The organism is Burkholderia sp. AU28863 (assembly GCF_002223195.1).
GTDB lineage: Bacteria > Pseudomonadota > Gammaproteobacteria > Burkholderiales > Burkholderiaceae > Burkholderia > Burkholderia sola.
Map to the genome: position 1 here is coordinate 318,197 of NZ_NKFE01000005.1, position 15,525 is coordinate 333,721.

13 protein-coding genes and 1 tRNA gene are annotated in these 15,525 nt (G+C 67.6%); 8 read left to right on the forward strand and 6 right to left on the reverse strand.

The annotated features are described in order from the left end of the window. The first annotated feature begins 23 nt into the window (after nucleotides 1–23). Genes CFB81_RS17995 through CFB81_RS18010 form a run of 5 tightly spaced genes read left to right on the forward strand, consistent with a single transcriptional unit; the run spans nucleotide 24 to nucleotide 6,938 of the window. Complete coding sequence (locus CFB81_RS17995; protein ID WP_089436061.1) at nucleotides 24–1,493, forward strand: efflux RND transporter periplasmic adaptor subunit; 1,470 nt, start codon at nucleotides 24–26, stop codon at nucleotides 1,491–1,493. Beyond that, entirely contained in the window at nucleotides 1,486–1,629 is a 144-nt protein-coding gene (locus tag CFB81_RS36160) for a hypothetical protein (RefSeq protein ID WP_179236000.1), read from the forward strand. The genes CFB81_RS17995 and CFB81_RS36160 overlap by 8 nt, the downstream gene beginning before the upstream one ends. Beyond that, nucleotides 1,622–4,834, forward strand: a complete 3,213-nt coding sequence (locus tag CFB81_RS18000; RefSeq protein ID WP_089436062.1) for an efflux RND transporter permease subunit — start codon at nucleotides 1,622–1,624, stop codon at nucleotides 4,832–4,834. Before CFB81_RS36160 ends, CFB81_RS18000 begins: the two co-directional genes overlap by 8 nt. Beyond that, on the forward strand, nucleotides 4,834–5,517 hold the full coding sequence (gene irlR, locus CFB81_RS18005; protein ID WP_006490455.1) for a heavy metal response regulator transcription factor IrlR: 684 nt from the start codon (nucleotides 4,834–4,836) through the stop codon (nucleotides 5,515–5,517). The genes CFB81_RS18000 and irlR overlap by 1 nt, the downstream gene beginning before the upstream one ends. Then, complete coding sequence (locus CFB81_RS18010; RefSeq protein ID WP_089436063.1) at nucleotides 5,514–6,938, forward strand: heavy metal sensor histidine kinase; 1,425 nt, start codon at nucleotides 5,514–5,516, stop codon at nucleotides 6,936–6,938. The genes irlR and CFB81_RS18010 overlap by 4 nt, the downstream gene beginning before the upstream one ends. Before the next feature lie 79 nt (nucleotides 6,939–7,017). Here the strand turns inward: CFB81_RS18010 and CFB81_RS18015 are convergent, their stop codons facing one another. Then, nucleotides 7,018–7,305, reverse strand: coding sequence for a DUF4148 domain-containing protein (locus CFB81_RS18015; RefSeq protein ID WP_089436064.1), 288 nt, complete (start codon nucleotides 7,303–7,305; stop codon nucleotides 7,018–7,020). 206 nt (nucleotides 7,306–7,511) lie between these two features. Between CFB81_RS18015 and CFB81_RS36605 the strand changes: the two genes are divergently transcribed. Continuing rightward, on the forward strand, nucleotides 7,512–7,844 hold the full coding sequence (locus tag CFB81_RS36605) for a hypothetical protein (RefSeq protein WP_256976242.1): 333 nt from the start codon (nucleotides 7,512–7,514) through the stop codon (nucleotides 7,842–7,844). A 405-nt stretch (nucleotides 7,845–8,249) separates the two neighbouring features. Next, complete coding sequence (locus tag CFB81_RS18025; RefSeq protein WP_089436065.1) at nucleotides 8,250–8,753, forward strand: hypothetical protein; 504 nt, start codon at nucleotides 8,250–8,252, stop codon at nucleotides 8,751–8,753. Between the two features lie 201 nt (nucleotides 8,754–8,954). Here the strand turns inward: CFB81_RS18025 and CFB81_RS18030 are convergent, their stop codons facing one another. Beyond that, nucleotides 8,955–10,250, reverse strand: a complete 1,296-nt coding sequence (locus CFB81_RS18030) for an O-acetylhomoserine aminocarboxypropyltransferase/cysteine synthase family protein (protein ID WP_069617262.1) — start codon at nucleotides 10,248–10,250, stop codon at nucleotides 8,955–8,957. Nucleotides 10,251–10,400: 150 nt separating this feature from the next. On the opposite strand from CFB81_RS18030, the gene CFB81_RS18035 reads away from it, so the two are divergent. Beyond that, entirely contained in the window at nucleotides 10,401–11,072 is a 672-nt protein-coding gene (locus CFB81_RS18035) for an O-methyltransferase (protein WP_089436066.1), read from the forward strand. A gap of 9 nt (nucleotides 11,073–11,081) precedes the next feature. Here the strand turns inward: CFB81_RS18035 and CFB81_RS18040 are convergent, their stop codons facing one another. The 4 genes from CFB81_RS18040 to CFB81_RS18055 form a co-directional block, all read right to left on the reverse strand. Further along, nucleotides 11,082–12,233: a DUF1176 domain-containing protein gene (locus CFB81_RS18040; protein WP_179236002.1), complete on the reverse strand. Its 1,152-nt coding sequence runs from the start codon at nucleotides 12,231–12,233 to the stop codon at nucleotides 11,082–11,084. A 260-nt stretch (nucleotides 12,234–12,493) separates the two neighbouring features. Next, nucleotides 12,494–13,717 (reverse strand): RtcB family protein, encoded by a 1,224-nt coding sequence (locus CFB81_RS18045; RefSeq protein WP_069617270.1) that lies wholly within the window; start codon nucleotides 13,715–13,717, stop codon nucleotides 12,494–12,496. A 60-nt stretch (nucleotides 13,718–13,777) separates the two neighbouring features. Then, complete coding sequence (locus tag CFB81_RS18050) at nucleotides 13,778–14,917, reverse strand: slipin family protein (RefSeq protein WP_089436068.1); 1,140 nt, start codon at nucleotides 14,915–14,917, stop codon at nucleotides 13,778–13,780. A 258-nt stretch (nucleotides 14,918–15,175) separates the two neighbouring features. Next, a tRNA-Phe gene (locus CFB81_RS18055) sits at nucleotides 15,176–15,248 on the reverse strand. Nucleotides 15,249–15,525: the final 277 nt, after the last annotated feature.

Sequence of the window (15,525 nt, forward strand, 5' to 3'; positions counted from 1 at the left end):
GCCCTCTTACCGGAAGGACCATCATGTCACGCAGCAGAATCTTCGTTATCGCGGCGGCCGTGCTCGGCGGCGCAGGAATCGTGATCGGCGCGCTCGCCGTTACGCGGAGCGGCGGCAGCGCATCGGCGCCGACGGCCGCCGAAGCCGCGCAGCCGGCCGATGGCGCCGGCGCGCGCGGCGGTGTCGTGCTCAGGCGCGGCAAGCTGTCCGTCGAGATCGTAATGACGGAAAAGCCCGGCGACGCGCGGCTTGTCGTCTATCCGTCCGTCGACGGCAAGCCGGTGGACAAGGGCGTGACCGTGTCCGGCACGCTGGTGCGGTATGACCGCACGCAGGAACCGTTGCGGTTCGACGCGGCCGGCCAGAAGTTCGTGTCCGCGCAGTCGATCGCGAAGCCGCACGTGTTCGATGCGACGATCGACGTGAAGGCGGGCAACGACGCCACGTCGTTCCCGTTCGCGCGCGCCGACGGCGCGATCGCGCTGACCGACGCGCAACTGGCGACGTCGAGGATCGCGCTCGCGAAAGCCGGCCCCGCGCAGATCGCGACGCCGTTCCAGCTTCCCGGCGAAATCAAGTTCAACGAGGACCGCACCGCGCACGTGGTGCCGCGCGTGGCCGGCATCGTCGAGCAGGTGGCGGTGTCGCTCGGGCAGAACGTCGCGAAGGGGCAGGTGCTCGCCGTGATCGCGAGCACCGATCTTGCCGACCGCCGCAGCGAGCTGCTGACGGCCGAGCGCCGGCTGTCGGGCGCGCGCGCGACCTACGAGCGCGAACGCACGCTGTGGCAGGAGCGCATTTCGGCGGAGCAGGACTACCAGCAGGCCCAGGTGCAGTTGCGCGAGGCCGAGATCGCCGTGCAGAACGCGCGGCAGAAGCTCGCCGCGCTGAACGCGCCGGTCGGCGCGGGGGCGCTGAACCGTTATGAACTGCGCGCGCCGTTCGCCGGCACGATCGTCGAGAAACATGCGACGGCCGGCGAGGCGATTGCCGCGGACGCGAGCATGTTCGTGATCTCCGACCTGTCGACCGTCTGGGCCGAGATGGCGGTGCCGGCGCAGCGGCTCAACGACGTGCGCGTCGGTCGCGACGCAACGGTGATGGCGACCGCGTTCGAATCTCGCTCGAGCGGCCCGATCGCGTACGTGGGGTCGCTGCTCGGCGAGCAGACGCGCACCGCGCCGGCGCGCGTCGTGCTGCCGAACCCCGACCGCGTGTGGCGCCCGGGGATGTTCGTGAACGTATCGGTCGACGCGGGCGCGCAACGCGTGCCCCTCGCGGTCGCGAGTGACGCGCTGCAGGACGTCGACGGCGCGCCGTCGGTGTTCGTGCGCTCGCCGAAGGGTTTCGTCGCGCAGGCTGTCGAAACGGGGCGGCGCGACGAACGCGCGATCGAAGTGCTGAAGGGGCTCAAGCCGGGCCAGGAATACGCGGCCTCGAACAGCTTCGTGCTGAAGGCGGAGCTCGGCAAGGGGAGCGCGGAACATGAATGAGCAGCAATACGTGCGCGCCGTGGCGCGACTGGCGGCCTGCTATGCGGCCCGCTTTCCAATCGGCCGGGTGACCGGCCGCGCGGCTCGCCCGGTGCGGACGACCGTGCCCCGCTTCAAGGAATCCCGACATGTTTGAGCGCCTGATCCGCTTTGCGATTGCGCACCGCTGGCTCGTGATGCTGGCGATCGCGGCGGTGGCCGCGCTGGGCGTGTTCAGCTACCAGCGGCTGCCGATCGACGCGGTGCCCGACATCACCAACGTGCAGGTGCAGATCAACACGTCCGCGCCCGGCTACTCGCCGCTCGAGGCCGAGCAGCGCATCACCTATCCGGTCGAGACCGTGATGGCCGGGTTGCCGGGGCTGGAACAGACGCGTTCGATCTCGCGCTACGGGCTGTCGCAGGTCACCGTGATCTTCAAGGACGGCACCGACATCTACTTCGCGCGGCAACTCGTCAACGAGCGCATCCAGGAGGCGAAGGACAAGCTGCCGGCCGGCATCGCGCCCGCGATGGGGCCAACGTCGACCGGCCTCGGCGAGATCTACCTGTGGACCGTCGAGGCCGATGCCGGCGCACGCAAGCCCGACGGCACGCGCTATACGGCGGCCGACCTGCGCGAGCTGCAGGACTGGGTCGTGCGGCCGCAACTGCGCAACGTGCGCGGCGTGACCGAGGTCAACTCGATCGGCGGCTACGTGAAGGAATACCGCGTCGCGCCGAATCCGGCGAAGCTGATGTCGTACGGGCTGACGCTCGCCGACGTCGTGCGCGCGCTCGAGCGCAACAACGACAACGTCGGCGCCGGCTACATCGAAAAGCGCGGCGAGCAGTATCTCGTGCGCGTGCCGGGCCAGGCGCGCACCGTCGACGACATCGCGAACATCGTGCTGACCAACGTCGGGGGCGTGCCGGTGCGGATGAAGGACGTCGGCGTGGTCGACATCGGCCGCGAACTGCGCACCGGCGCCGCGACGTCGAACGGCGAGGAAGTCGTGCTCGGCACGGTGTTCATGCTGATGGGCGAGAACAGCCGGACGGTGTCGAAGGCCGTCGCCGCGAAGATGGAGGACGTGAACCGCACGCTGCCGGCCGGCGTGAAGGCGATTCCGGTGTACGACCGCACGGTGCTCGTCGAGAAGGCGGTCGCGACGGTGAAGAAGAACCTGCTCGAAGGCGCAGTGCTCGTGATCGCCGTGCTGTTCCTGTTCCTCGGCAACATCCGCGCGGCGCTGATCACCGCGCTCGTGATTCCGCTGTCGATGCTGATGACCTTCACCGGCATGGTCAACGCGAAGGTGAGCGCGAACCTGATGAGCCTTGGCGCGCTCGACTTCGGAATCATCGTCGACGGCGCGGTGGTGATCGTCGAGAACTGCGTGCGGCGGCTTGCGCATGCGCAGTCGGCGGCCGGGCGGCCGCTCACGCGCGACGAGCGTTTCGCCGAAGTGTTCGGCGCATCGCAGGAAGCGCGCCGCGCGCTGATCTTCGGGCAACTGATCATCATGGTCGTGTACCTGCCGATCTTTGCGCTGACCGGCGTCGAAGGCAAGATGTTCCATCCGATGGCGACGACCGTCGTGATGGCGCTCGCGGCGGCGATGGTGCTGACCGTCACGTTCATTCCGGCGGCCGTCGCGTTGTTCATCGGCGAGCGGGTCGAGGAGAAGGAGAACCGGCTGATGGGCTGGGCGCGGCGCGCGTACGAACCGGTGCTCGCCGCGTTCATGACGCGCCCGACGCGCGTGATGCTCGGCGCCGGCGCGATCGTGCTGGTCACGCTCGGGCTTGCGACGCGGCTCGGCAGCGAGTTCATTCCGAGCCTGAACGAAGGCGATCTGGCCGTGTCCGCGCTGCGGATTCCCGGCACGAGCCTGTCGCAGTCGGTCGAGATGCAGAGGTCGATCGAGAAGACGCTGAAGGCGCGCTTCCCCGAGATCGAGCGCGTGTTCGCACGCACCGGCACGGCCGAGATCGCGGCTGACCCGATGCCGCCGAACCTGTCGGACGGCTACATCATGCTGAAGCCGGCCGACACGTGGCCCGATCCGAAGAAACCGCGCGAGCAGCTCGTGCGCGAGATCGAGGACGCGCTCGCCGAGCTGCCGGGCAACGCGTACGAGTTCTCGCAGCCGATCCAGCTACGCTTCAACGAACTGATCTCCGGCGTGCGCAGCGACGTCGCCGTGAAAATCTTCGGCGACGACATGGCCGTGCTGAACCAGACCGGCGAGCAGATCGCGGCCGCGTTGCAGAAAGTGCCGGGCGCGTCGGAGGTGAAGGTCGAGCAGACCACGGGCCTGCCGGTGCTGACCGTCAACCTCGATCGCGACAAGCTCGCGCGCTACGGTGTGAGCGTCGCCGACCTGCAGGATTCGGTGGCCGCGGCCGTCGGCGGGCAGAAGGCCGGCACGCTGTTCCAGGGCGATCGTCGCTTCGACATCGTCGTGCGGCTGCCCGACGAACTGCGTACCGATATCGAGGCGATCAAGCGGCTGCCGATCGCGCTGCCGGCGCCTGCGGCCGGTGCCAGCGCGCCGCTCGCGGCGGCGCCGTACGTGCCGCTCGCGGAGCTCGCCACGATCGACGTGGCGCCGGGCCCGAACCAGATCAGCCGCGAGGACGGCAAGCGGCGGGTGGTCGTCAGCGCGAACGTGCGCGGCCGCGACGTCGGCTCGTTCGTCGCCGACGCGCGCGAGCAGTTGCAGCAGGATGTGCGCGTGCCGGCCGGTTACTGGGTGTCGTGGGGCGGCCAGTTCGAGCAGCTGCAAAGCGCGAGCGAGCGCCTGAAGCTCGTCGTGCCGCTCGCGCTGTTCATGGTGTTCGTGCTGCTGTTCGTGATGTTCAACAACGTGAAGGACGGGCTGCTCGTGTTCACCGGCATTCCGTTCGCGCTGAGCGGCGGCGTCGTGTCGCTGTGGCTGCGCGGGATTCCGCTGTCGATCACGGCGGCGGTCGGCTTCATCGCGCTGTCCGGCGTGGCCGTGCTCAACGGCCTCGTGATGATTTCGTTCATCCGCAACCTGCGCGACGAAGGGATGCCGCTCGACGCCGCGGTGCACGACGGCGCGCTCACGCGGCTGCGCCCGGTGCTGATGACCGCGCTGGTCGCGTCGCTCGGCTTCCTGCCGATGGCGTTCGCGACCGGCACCGGCGCCGAGGTGCAGCGCCCGCTTGCGACGGTCGTGATCGGCGGTATCCTGTCGTCCACGGCGCTGACGCTGCTGGTGCTGCCGGTGCTGTACCGGGTCAGCCATGCGGTGTCGTGGCGCGCGGCGTTGCGCGGCGGCTTCGGCGCGGGCGTGCTGCGCCGGCTGGGTTTTTTCAAGGGTAATGCGTGATGCGAATTCTGATTGTCGAGGATGAACCGAAGACGGGCGCGTATCTGCGCAAGGGCCTGACCGAGGCCGGCTACGTCGTCGACTGGGTCGAGGACGGCATCACGGGCCAGCATCAGGCCGAAACGGAGGAATACGACCTGCTCGTGCTCGACGTGATGCTGCCCGGGCAGGACGGCTGGACGTTGCTGCAGAACCTGCGGCGCAGCAAGTCGACGCCCGTGCTGTTCCTCACCGCGCGCGACGACGTCGGCGATCGCGTGAAGGGGCTCGAACTCGGCGCGGACGACTATCTCGCGAAGCCGTTCGACTTCGTCGAGCTGACCGCGCGCATCAAGTCGATCCTGCGGCGCGGCCAGCCGCGCGATTCGAACACGCTGCGCGTGGCCGATCTCGAACTTGACCTGACGCGCCGCAAGGCCACGCGGCAGGGCGACACGATCCTGCTGACCGCGAAGGAGTTCGCGCTGCTGTGGCTGCTGATGCGCCGCGAAGGCGAGATCCTGCCGCGCGCGACGATCGCGTCGCAGGTGTGGGACATGAACTTCAACAGCGACACGAACGTCGTCGATTCGGCGATCCGCCGGCTGCGCTCGAAGATCGACGACGCGTACGAGCCGAAGCTGATCCATACGGTGCGCGGCATGGGCTACGTGCTCGAAGCGCGCGGCGGCGCGGCCGCATGATCGCGCGCCTGCTGCCGCGGACGCTGCGCGGCCGGCTGACCGCGTTGATCATCCTGTCGACGTCGGTGATCCTCGCGTCGAGCGGCGTCGCACTGTACGAAGCGCTGAGCAACCGTGTCGAAACGACGGCAGCCGAGCAGATGGCTGGTATTTCCGCTGCATTGGGCGCGCATCTGGCCGAGGCGCGCACGACGGCCGACGTCGCGCGCCATACCGATATCTGGATCGACCAGTTGCACGGGCATCCGAACATGGATCTCGCGATCTTCGATGCCGGCGGCGCGCGCCTCGTCGGCACACCCGGATTCCGTCCGTACGCGCCGCTGCTGTCGATGAACGTCGGGCGCGTGCCGTTCGGCGTTGCGCCGCCCGGCGCCCGGCACCAGTATCTGTTGACGACCGTGCCGCTCGCCGGCGCGGGTGCGCCCGTGGTGCGCGTCGCCGTGCAGTACGACCGCAGCGCCGACATGCTGCTGTTGCGCACGCATGCTTATACGATCGTCGTGATCCAGGTGTTCGGCGTGGTGATCGCGGCGGCGATCGCGTACGGCATCGCCGCGCTCGGACTGAGCCCGCTGCGGCGGTTCGCGGCGCGGGCCGAGCAGATGTCGACGAGCCGGCTCGCGCATCCGCTGCCGGAACTCGATACGTCGGGCGAGCTGAAGGAGCTCGAGCACGCGTTCAACGGGATGCTCGCGCGGCTGAACGAATCGTTCACGCGGTTGAGCCAGTTCTCGTCGAATCTCGCGCACGACATGCGCACGCCGCTGACCAACCTGCAGGCGGCCGCGCAGGTCGTGCTGTCGCAACCGCGCGGCGCGGACGAATACCGGAGCGTGATCGAATCGAGCATCGACGAATACCAGCGGCTGTCGCGGATGATCGAGGACATGCTGTTTCTCGCGCGCTCGGAACAGGCGGGCACGTCGATCAGCGTGCGGCGGCTGAATGCGGCGCAGGAGGCGGAGCGGGTGGCCGGCTACTACGAGCCGCTGGCGGAAGACGAAGGCGTGACGGTGAAGGTCGACGGCCACGCGTGGGTCGATGCGGATCTGACGCTGTACCAGCGCGCGTTGAGCAACCTGCTGTCGAATGCGCTGACCTATGCGCCGCGCGGCAGCGTCGTGACGATCGACTGCGTCGAGCACGGCGGCGCGACGACGATCGCCGTGTCGGATACCGGGCCCGGCATCGCGGCGGAACATGCCGGGCGGATTTTCGAGCGCTTTTATCGCATCGATCCGTCACGGCACAACTCGGCGTCGGGCACGGGGCTCGGCCTCGCGATCGTCCGGTCGATCATGGACAACCACGGCGGCGAATGCGGCGTCGACAGCGAGCCGGGGCGTCGCACGACCTTCTGGCTGCGCTTTCCGCGACGGCCGGCCGAGCCCGAACGGCCGGCCGCCATCAGCACCTGACAGCACGGGCGGACACGCCCGCGCATTCGCCGCAACGCAACCGCGCGCGGCGCGCTGCCGGCGGCCGTCTGGCCGCGCATCATTGTTTCGCGGCGAGGTCGTCGTGGTTGTCGGCCTGCGGCTTTTTCTCGCCGCCATGCACCGAAATCACGTGAAGCTCCTTGTTGCGCGCGACGACCTCGGCGGTCGGCGGGTACTGCGTCTTGCTGATCGGCACGATGCCGTCGTGCTGCGCCTGCTTCAGTTCGTTGACGACCTGCGTGCGGGACTTGCCCTGCGTTTGCGTTTGGGCGAACGCGGCCTGCGTGGCCATGCCGAGCGACAGCGTGGCGGTGACGAACAGTGCTGCGAGTTGTGCCGTTTTCATCGAGTGCTCTCCTTGATCAGGGCCGCCGGGTGGCGAACCATGGACCCAGTATGCGAAAGCAGCCGTGCGTGATCGTGATCGCGAGATGAAAAATGCGTCAGATTGCGCGGCGCGGGGGTGTGCTGGGCGGACTCGATCGACATGACGCAACCGTCATGTTCGCGTCATGGGTGCGATGAGCGGAACGCGGAACATGCAGTCTGCCGTTGGCCACGCGCCGCCGGCGTTCGTGCCGGTCGCGACAGACAGCAGCATCGATCGCGGGCGGTGCCGTTCAGACCTTCATCCCGGATCGAAAATTGCATCGTCCCGCCATTCGTCTCGCCTTGATCGCAGTCGTGATCGTCCTGTTGTTCGCGGGCTGCGCATCGACACGTTCCGGCCCCACGGCCACTGCTTCTGCCGCCGCGCGAAAGCCCGTGCCGGCCGACCTGATGCCAGGCGAGCAGGTCGACTATGCCGGGCATCGGTGCGGTAATCCGAACCTGCATGTGAAAACGCATCCGTGCGTGTACCCGCAGCGCAATTCCGCGCGGTGATCGTCGGACACGCGTAAAAAAAGGCCCGGTGCTCGACGAGTCCGGGCCTAATGCGTGATCGCGCCGTGCGGCAGCGACCCGCTGCGTGGACGGGAACGGGCAGGGCCCGTTCCCGTTCCGATCGTAGCGATGCGACGCATCGTGAACCTGATCGGAACATGAAATTTTCGTCACGCACCGCGCATGAGGGGCGCTGAAATCAGAACCTGTGGCGCCACCCGAGATTTGACGATGCCCTGCGAAAGCGCCGACCGCATGAAGATGGGGGGCGTCGATAGCGCATAGTCAGCGGACGTCAAAAATCGTCGGAACGGTGACGAAACCGTCATGAACCGATCACGAATCCGCACCGCCGTGGGATCAAAGTGAAGGCTCCTGTCACGGAATGACGAAACGGAGAAAGTCATGCGCGATATCGCGAAAGGAATCGTGCTGGCGGCGTGCCTGATGTCGACGGCCGCGCTGGCGGCCGGCTGGCCGGAACGTGCGTTATCGCACGCGCCGGCGCACGACGTCGGCAGCCGCGCGAACGAGCGGATGCGCTGCGAGTTCGCGGCCGTGCCGGCCGGCGCGTGGACTGCGACGTTCGCGCGAGGGCAATGCGAAGTCGACAACGGCCGGCTGACGTTCGTGCCGGCCGATGCCGGTGACGCGTCGACCGTCACGGAGAAACGGATCGCGCTCGGTGACGTCCGCACCGCGTCGCATCAGTCGCGCAAGCTGAAGGAACAACTGCAACTGACGACGCGCGATGAAGTGATCGCGCTGAACGTGCTGACCGACGATGGCAGCCGAAAATCGCGCGAACATGCGATCGACCTGTGGGCCGCGCTGCGCAACGCGGGTGTCACGCCGGTGAACGGCACGCGTGTCGTCGACACCTATCCGACCGGTGCGACGACCTGGTAGCCGCAGCGCCGTCGCGCGCGGCTTACCCGGCTTTCAGCGATCCTTCGATCAGGAAGAACACGATGAAGCCGGACGCTGCGTGGCACGATCGTATGCGCCGGGCGTCGCCCGGGCATCAACCGGCGATTGAACACTTTGAAGCCGCTCCAGGGTCAAGCGATTCGATGCGTGCGCACCGACAAGCCGGTGCGCCCGTTCCGCTCAAAGCTGCGCGAGCGCCTGGTCGAGATCGGCGAGCAGGTCGTCGATATGCTCGATGCCGATCGACAGCCGCACCGTTTCTTCCTTCACGCCGGCCTTCGCGAGTTCGGCCGGCGACAACTGACGATGCGTGGTCGATGCCGGATGCGTCGCGAGCGACTTCGTATCGCCGATGTTCACGAGCCGCGTGAACAGCTTCAGCGCATCCTGGAACTTCGCACCGCCGTCGCGGCCGCCTTTCACGCCGAACGTCAGGATGCCCGGCGCACGGCCCGACAGGTAGCGGGCGACGAGCGGATGATCGGGGTGATCGGGCAGGCCCGCATAGTTCACCCATTCGACGTGCTCGTGGCGCGCGAGATGCTGCGCGATCTTCAGCGCGTTGTCGCTGATCCGTTCGACACGCAGCGCGAGCGTCTCGATTCCCTGCAGGATCTGGAACGCATTGAACGGCGAGATCGCCGCGCCCATGTTGCGCAGCGGCACCACGCGGGCGCGGCCGATGTACGCGGCCGGACCGAACGCTTCGGTATAGACGACGCCGTGATAGCTGACGTCCGGCTCGTTCAGTCGCTTGAAGCGGTCCGCGTGGTCGGCCCACGGGAACTTGCCCGAATCGACAATGGCGCCGCCGAGGCTCGTGCCGTGTCCGCCGAGATACTTCGTCAGCGAGTGCACGACGATGTCCGCGCCGTGCTCGAACGGGCGCAGCAGGTACGGCGACGGCACCGTGTTGTCGACGATCAGCGGGATGCCGTGGCGATGCGCGACGGCCGCGAGCGCGGCGATGTCGGTGACGTTGCCGAGCGGGTTGCCGACCGATTCCGCGAAGATCGCCTTCGTGCGCGCATCGATCAGCGGCTCGAACGACGCGGGGTCGCGCGGATCGGCGAAGCGCGTGGTGATTCCGTATTGCGGCAGCGTGTGCGCGAACAGGTTGTAGGTGCCGCCGTAAAGCGAACTCGCGGACACGATGTTGTCGCCGGCTTCGGCGATCGTCTGGATCGCGTACGTGACGGCGGATTGCCCCGACGCGAGCGCGAGCGCGCCGATGCCGCCTTCGAGCGCGGCGATCCGCTGCTCGAGCACGTCCGTCGTCGGATTCATGATCCGCGTGTAGATGTTGCCCTGGACCTTCAGGTCGAACAGGTCGGCGCCGTGCTGCGTATCGTCGAATGCGTACGCAACGGTCTGGTAGATCGGGACGGCGACCGCACGCGTGGTCGGGTCGGGACGATAACCGCCGTGCACGGCGATGGTTTCGAGACGCCAGTTCGAATGGGCCTGATCGGTCATGGGTGCTCCGTTTGTTGTTGTGAAGGTCGATGGGGGGCTGCCGTCCGGCGATTATAGGAGCACGTGTGCGGCTGCCTTTAGAACGAATCGTGGGTTGCTTATGGGGACGCGGCGCATAGAATGCGTTTTTCCGCAGACGAAAGGTGCGCGATGGATCAGGATCGGTGGAACCAGGTGGATGCGTATTTCTCGGCAACGCTCGTGCCGTCCGACGCCGTGCTCGACGCCGCGCTGGCGGCGAGCGACGCGGCGGGGCTGCCGGCGATCAACGTCGCGCCGAACCAGGGCAAGCTGTTGCAGCTGCTCGCGACGATCCGTGGTGCGCGGCGGATTCTCGAAGTCGGCACGCTGGGTGGCTACAGCACGATCTGGCTGGCGCGCGCGTTGCCGCCGGGCGGCTCGCTCGTGACGCTCGAGCTGCATCCGGCACACGCGAAAGTCGCGACGGAGAACATTGCACGCGCCGGCTTCGCGGAGGTCGTGTCGGTAGTGGTCGGCAGCGCGAAGGACAGCCTCGCGCGGCTCGTCGACGCGGAGGAGGCACCATTCGATTTCATCTTCATCGATGCGGACAAGGACAACAATGCCGTTTATCTCGACGCGGCGCTGAAGCTGTCGCGGCCCGGCACGGTGATCGTCGTCGACAACGTCGTGCGCAATGGGCGCGTGGCCGACCTGGACAACCGCGAGCCGGACGTGGTTGGCGTGCGCGGCGGGTTCGCGCGCCTCGCGGCCGAGCCAGCGCTCACGACGACGGCCGTGCAGACGGTCGGGCAGAAGGGCTGGGACGGGTTCTCGATCTCGATCGTCGGCGCCGCGTGAGGTGACGCGTCAGCGTGGGCCGCCGGCCGCATCGGCCCGGCGGTACAGCCGCGGCCATTGGGCCCGGAACAGGCCATTGCACGTACTATGCGTCGCGAGGCCGTCGAGCACGAAGCGCCGGCCGTCGAACACCCACGACGCGGTCGAGCCGCAATCGCCCGCACTGCGCAACCGGACCGTGCTCGACAGCGTCGCACTCGCGATATCGTACCCGGCATCGGTCAGCTCGTTTGCGAATGACGCCGAATCGAGTCCCGCATTCGCGTTCTCGCCGAAATTCATCGCCGTCGGTGAGTAGGGCGCAGTTCGCCGCACGCGATACCACAGGTCGGTATGGTTATACAGGCTGCTGGTCTGGCACGGGATCGCGACGAGCGCCTCGTCGGACGAGATCGCGACGGCTCGCGACGCTTTCCTGCGGTCGCTCGCCGACATTTCGTCTTCGACATCGGCCGCGCATTGCTTCACGTCGGCGCCGAATTTCGCGAAGACCGCATCGACGAGCGGACGCTGTTCGGCGGCCGACAGGGCCGAAGCGGGCGGCGGCGCGGGCGTGACCGCGGGCGGCAACACGGGCGCGGCCGGCACCGACGATGCGGGCTTGGTGCCCGGGCGCAGCAGCGCCGTGACCGTACCGACGCGGCCCTGCGTATCGTCGATCAGCAGCAGCGCGGCATTCAATCCCGACAACGGCGTACGCGCAGTGGGCGCCGACGCGGGATCGCCGAAACTCAACAGTTGTGCATTGCGCGCCGCGGCGAGCCACGCGGCCACCGTGGCCGGATCGTTGGTCCGGATTCGGAACGGGCGGGCAACATCGTCGGTCTTGTCGCCGAACGCATGCCATTGCGCCGGCATTGCATCGAACGGTCGGCCGTCGACGCGTGCGGTGCGCAAGTCGACCGGCGCCGATGCGTAGAGGTCGAGCGACGGTTGCGCGTCGGGGCCGGCATCGCGCGTCACGCGCAGGACCAGGCCGGTGCGCGCATCGTCGATATCGTCGGCGTGGCTTTCCGCGATACAGCGATTGCCGTTGTCGCAGACGACCGACCAGCTCTTGAACTCGCGTTCGACCGGCGGCCGCGACAGCGGACGGGCCTGCGTGACGATCGGGGAAGCGGCGAGGAGGACGGCGAGGGCGAGCGAAAAACGGTGCGACATGGCGGTTCGGATCGACTGGGAGAAAGCGGGCGGAAGATGCCGGACTGCAAGCACATCGTCAGCAAGCGGTGCAGGTCGAGTGCAGTGGCGCGAACGGCCTCCAGTATACCGCTGCCGAACGGATGATCGACGTGACGAAACGGTGCGGGGGCACGCACGTCATCGACCGGCACGCAAACGGCGCGATACCCGCAGGCACCGCGCCGTTCGTTTTCATCGCCTGTCGGCCGCCGCGCAAGAGCGTGGCGGGCGTCGCTGCGCTATCCCTTCACGCACACCACCTGCCGCAGCGTATGCACCACTTCGACGAGGCTGCGCTGGGCCGCCATCACCGCGTCGATGTCCTTGTACGCCATCGGGATTTCATCGACGACGCCCGCGTCCTTCCGGCATTCGACGCCCTGCGTCGCCTTCGCCTGATCGTCGGCCGTGAAGCGGCGCTTCGCTTCGGTACGGCTCATCGTCCGGCCCGCGCCGTGGCTGCACGAGCAGAAGCTTTCCGGATTGCCGAGCCCGCGCACGATGAAGCTCTTCGCGCCCATCGAGCCCGGGATGATCCCGAGCTGCCCCTTCCGCGCGGACACCGCGCCCTTGCGCGTGACGAGCACGTCTTCGCCGAAGTGGCGTTCGCGCTGCACGTAGTTGTGGTGGCAGTTCACCGCATGCTCGTCGACCGAGAACGGTGTGCCGATCACGCCGCGCGCCGCGCCGATCACCGCATCCATCATCGCCTGCCGGTTGCGCCGCGCGTAGTCCTGCGCCCAGCCGACCGCCTCGACGTAATCGTCGAAGTGCCGGCTGCCTTCGGTGAAATACGCGAGGTTGCGATCCGGCAGGTTCGCGATGTGCTGGCGCATGTCGGCCTGCGCGAGTTCGATGAACAGGCTGCCGATCGCATTGCCGACGCCCCGCGAGCCGCTGTGCAGCATGAACCACACACGGTCCGCTTCGTCGATGCACACTTCGATGAAGTGATTGCCGGTGCCCAGCGTGCCGAGATGCGCGTAGTGGTTCGTCTTCTCCAGCTTCGGATACTTGTCGACGATCCGTTGGAAGCCCGGTTGCAGCGACTTCCACGCGTCGGTCACGGCGGCCGGCGTGCGATCGCCCCATGCGCCCGGATCGCGGCGGCCCGGCGCGCGGCCGTGCGGCACCGCGCGCTCGATCGCGCTGCGCAGCCCACCAAGCGAGTCCGGCAGGTCGGACGCCGTCAGCGTCGTGCGCGCGGCCATCATCCCGCAACCGATGTCGACGCCGACCGCGGCCGGAATGATCGCGCCCTTCGTCGGAATCACGCTGCCGATCGTCGAGCCCTTGCCGAGGTGCACGTCCGGCATCACCGCGACGTGGCCGAAGATGAACGGCATTTGCGCGGTGTTGCGCAGTTGCGCGCGCGCTTCCTCTTCGACGGCGACGCCTTGCGTCCACATCTTCACCGGCTTGCCGTTCGCCAGTTCCATCACCTGATAATCCATGTCTGTCATTTGCTTCACCTGATTCATTTCGGAGTCGACGCCGCACATCCGCGCGGCGTCGGTCCTGCATTACGCGCCCTTGATGCTGACGAGTCCGTTCAGCACCTGGTCGAGACCGCCGAACACCGAGATGCGGTCGATCCGTTCCGCGACGCGCTCGAGCGTTTCCAGCTCCTTGAGCCGCAGCGCGGTCGGGTTCTCTTCCATCACCTTCGCGGTGTTCAGCAGCGAACGCGTGGCCGCCGTTTCCTCGCGGCGGCGAATCACGTTCGCCTGCGCGGACTTCTCCGCCTCGACCACCTGCGCGAGGATCGTCTTCATGTCGCCCGGCAGCACGATATCCTTCACGCCGACGCTGCGCACGTTCACGCCCGAATCATCGAGACGGGCACGCACCTGCGCGATCACGACGTCGTCGAGCGACTGCTTGTCCTCCAGCAGCTCGTCGAGCGAGCGCGTGCCCACCGCCGAACGCAGCGCGAACTGCAGCTCGCGATACAGGTGTTCGACCGGTTTCTGCAACTGGCCGAACGCGTGCAGCACGTCCGCATAGCACCACGTCGCCGACAGGTTCAGCCGCAGCGCGACCTTGTCGCGCGTCAGGATTTCCTGCCCGCTGACTTCGATCGCCTGCAAGCGCAGATCGACGAGTTCGACCGCGACGTCGCGGTTGAAGCGCCAGAACGCCGACGTACCCGCGTCCAGCAGCCGCTCGATCTTGCCGTCGATCTTCAGTACACCGACGTGGTACGCCGGCACCTGCGCGAGCAGTACGCCCGTGAGCCCCGCCACGCCGCGCGCACGCAGCGACGGTTGCGCGATGCGCTTCACGAGCGCGGCCGGCAGCATGCTGTCCTGCTCGAGATCGATGCGCTCGAGCCGATGCGCGGTCAGGCCGCGCCAGTACAGCCGGCGCGTGCCCGGCGCCAGAATCTCGACGAGCACGTCGTCTTCATAGCGCAGGCCGGCTTCGTCGTCGGCGAGATCCATCGCGACGAAATACTGCGCGAGCACGTCCTGTGCGTCGTGACGCAGGTAATCGGCCAGCGCTTCGTCGGCGAGCGGCGCATCGAGACGCGCGGTCTGCACCGACAGGCGCTTGAACGGATCGAAGGCCTTGAACACGCCCGGTTCCAGCACCTTCACGAAATCGCCTTCGCTCATCAGCAGCGCGCGTTCGTTCTTTTTTACGACATGACGCTTCCACATATTTTTGTCCTTTTTTTCAATGACCGCCGGATGACGCGCATCGGACGGATCGCGGTGCGACGCAACCGGGCGGGCGGCGCGCCGGCCCGGCGTTGAAGTGCACGACGACGCATCCTGCGTCGCGTCGTCGTGCGCCCTCGCGCGGGCCGTGCGGCCGCCCGGCCGATCGCGCGGAACCGCAACCGGTCCGACGCGCGGCGGGCCTGTCGGCCCGCACCGGCGGGTACTGCTTTTCATACGAGACCGTCCTTGCGGACAGCGTTCGAGCGGGATTCGAACCCGCCACCGGCCGGCTTTCGCCGGCTGCTCCACCTGACTGAGCTTCCGAACAATAGGGCGCCCCGGGATTCGAACCCGGGCGAGGCATCCTGGCGCGCGCCCCTTTGCCTTCGTCTGTCCATGGCGGCATGCGCTGCCGCGACGAACGAGGTTCGGCGGCGGCGCACCAGCAGGGCTTGTTGAACCCTGGCTCGTGGGCCAGCGGGACATCCGGCGTCTTCTATTTAGCGAGGAGCGTGCCAGTGCGGGCAGGGGCCTTCATGAAATTTCCCAGGCGATTGAAAACAAAGGGAAATCTTTATTTCTCACCGCCTGATGGCGGCGCTTGT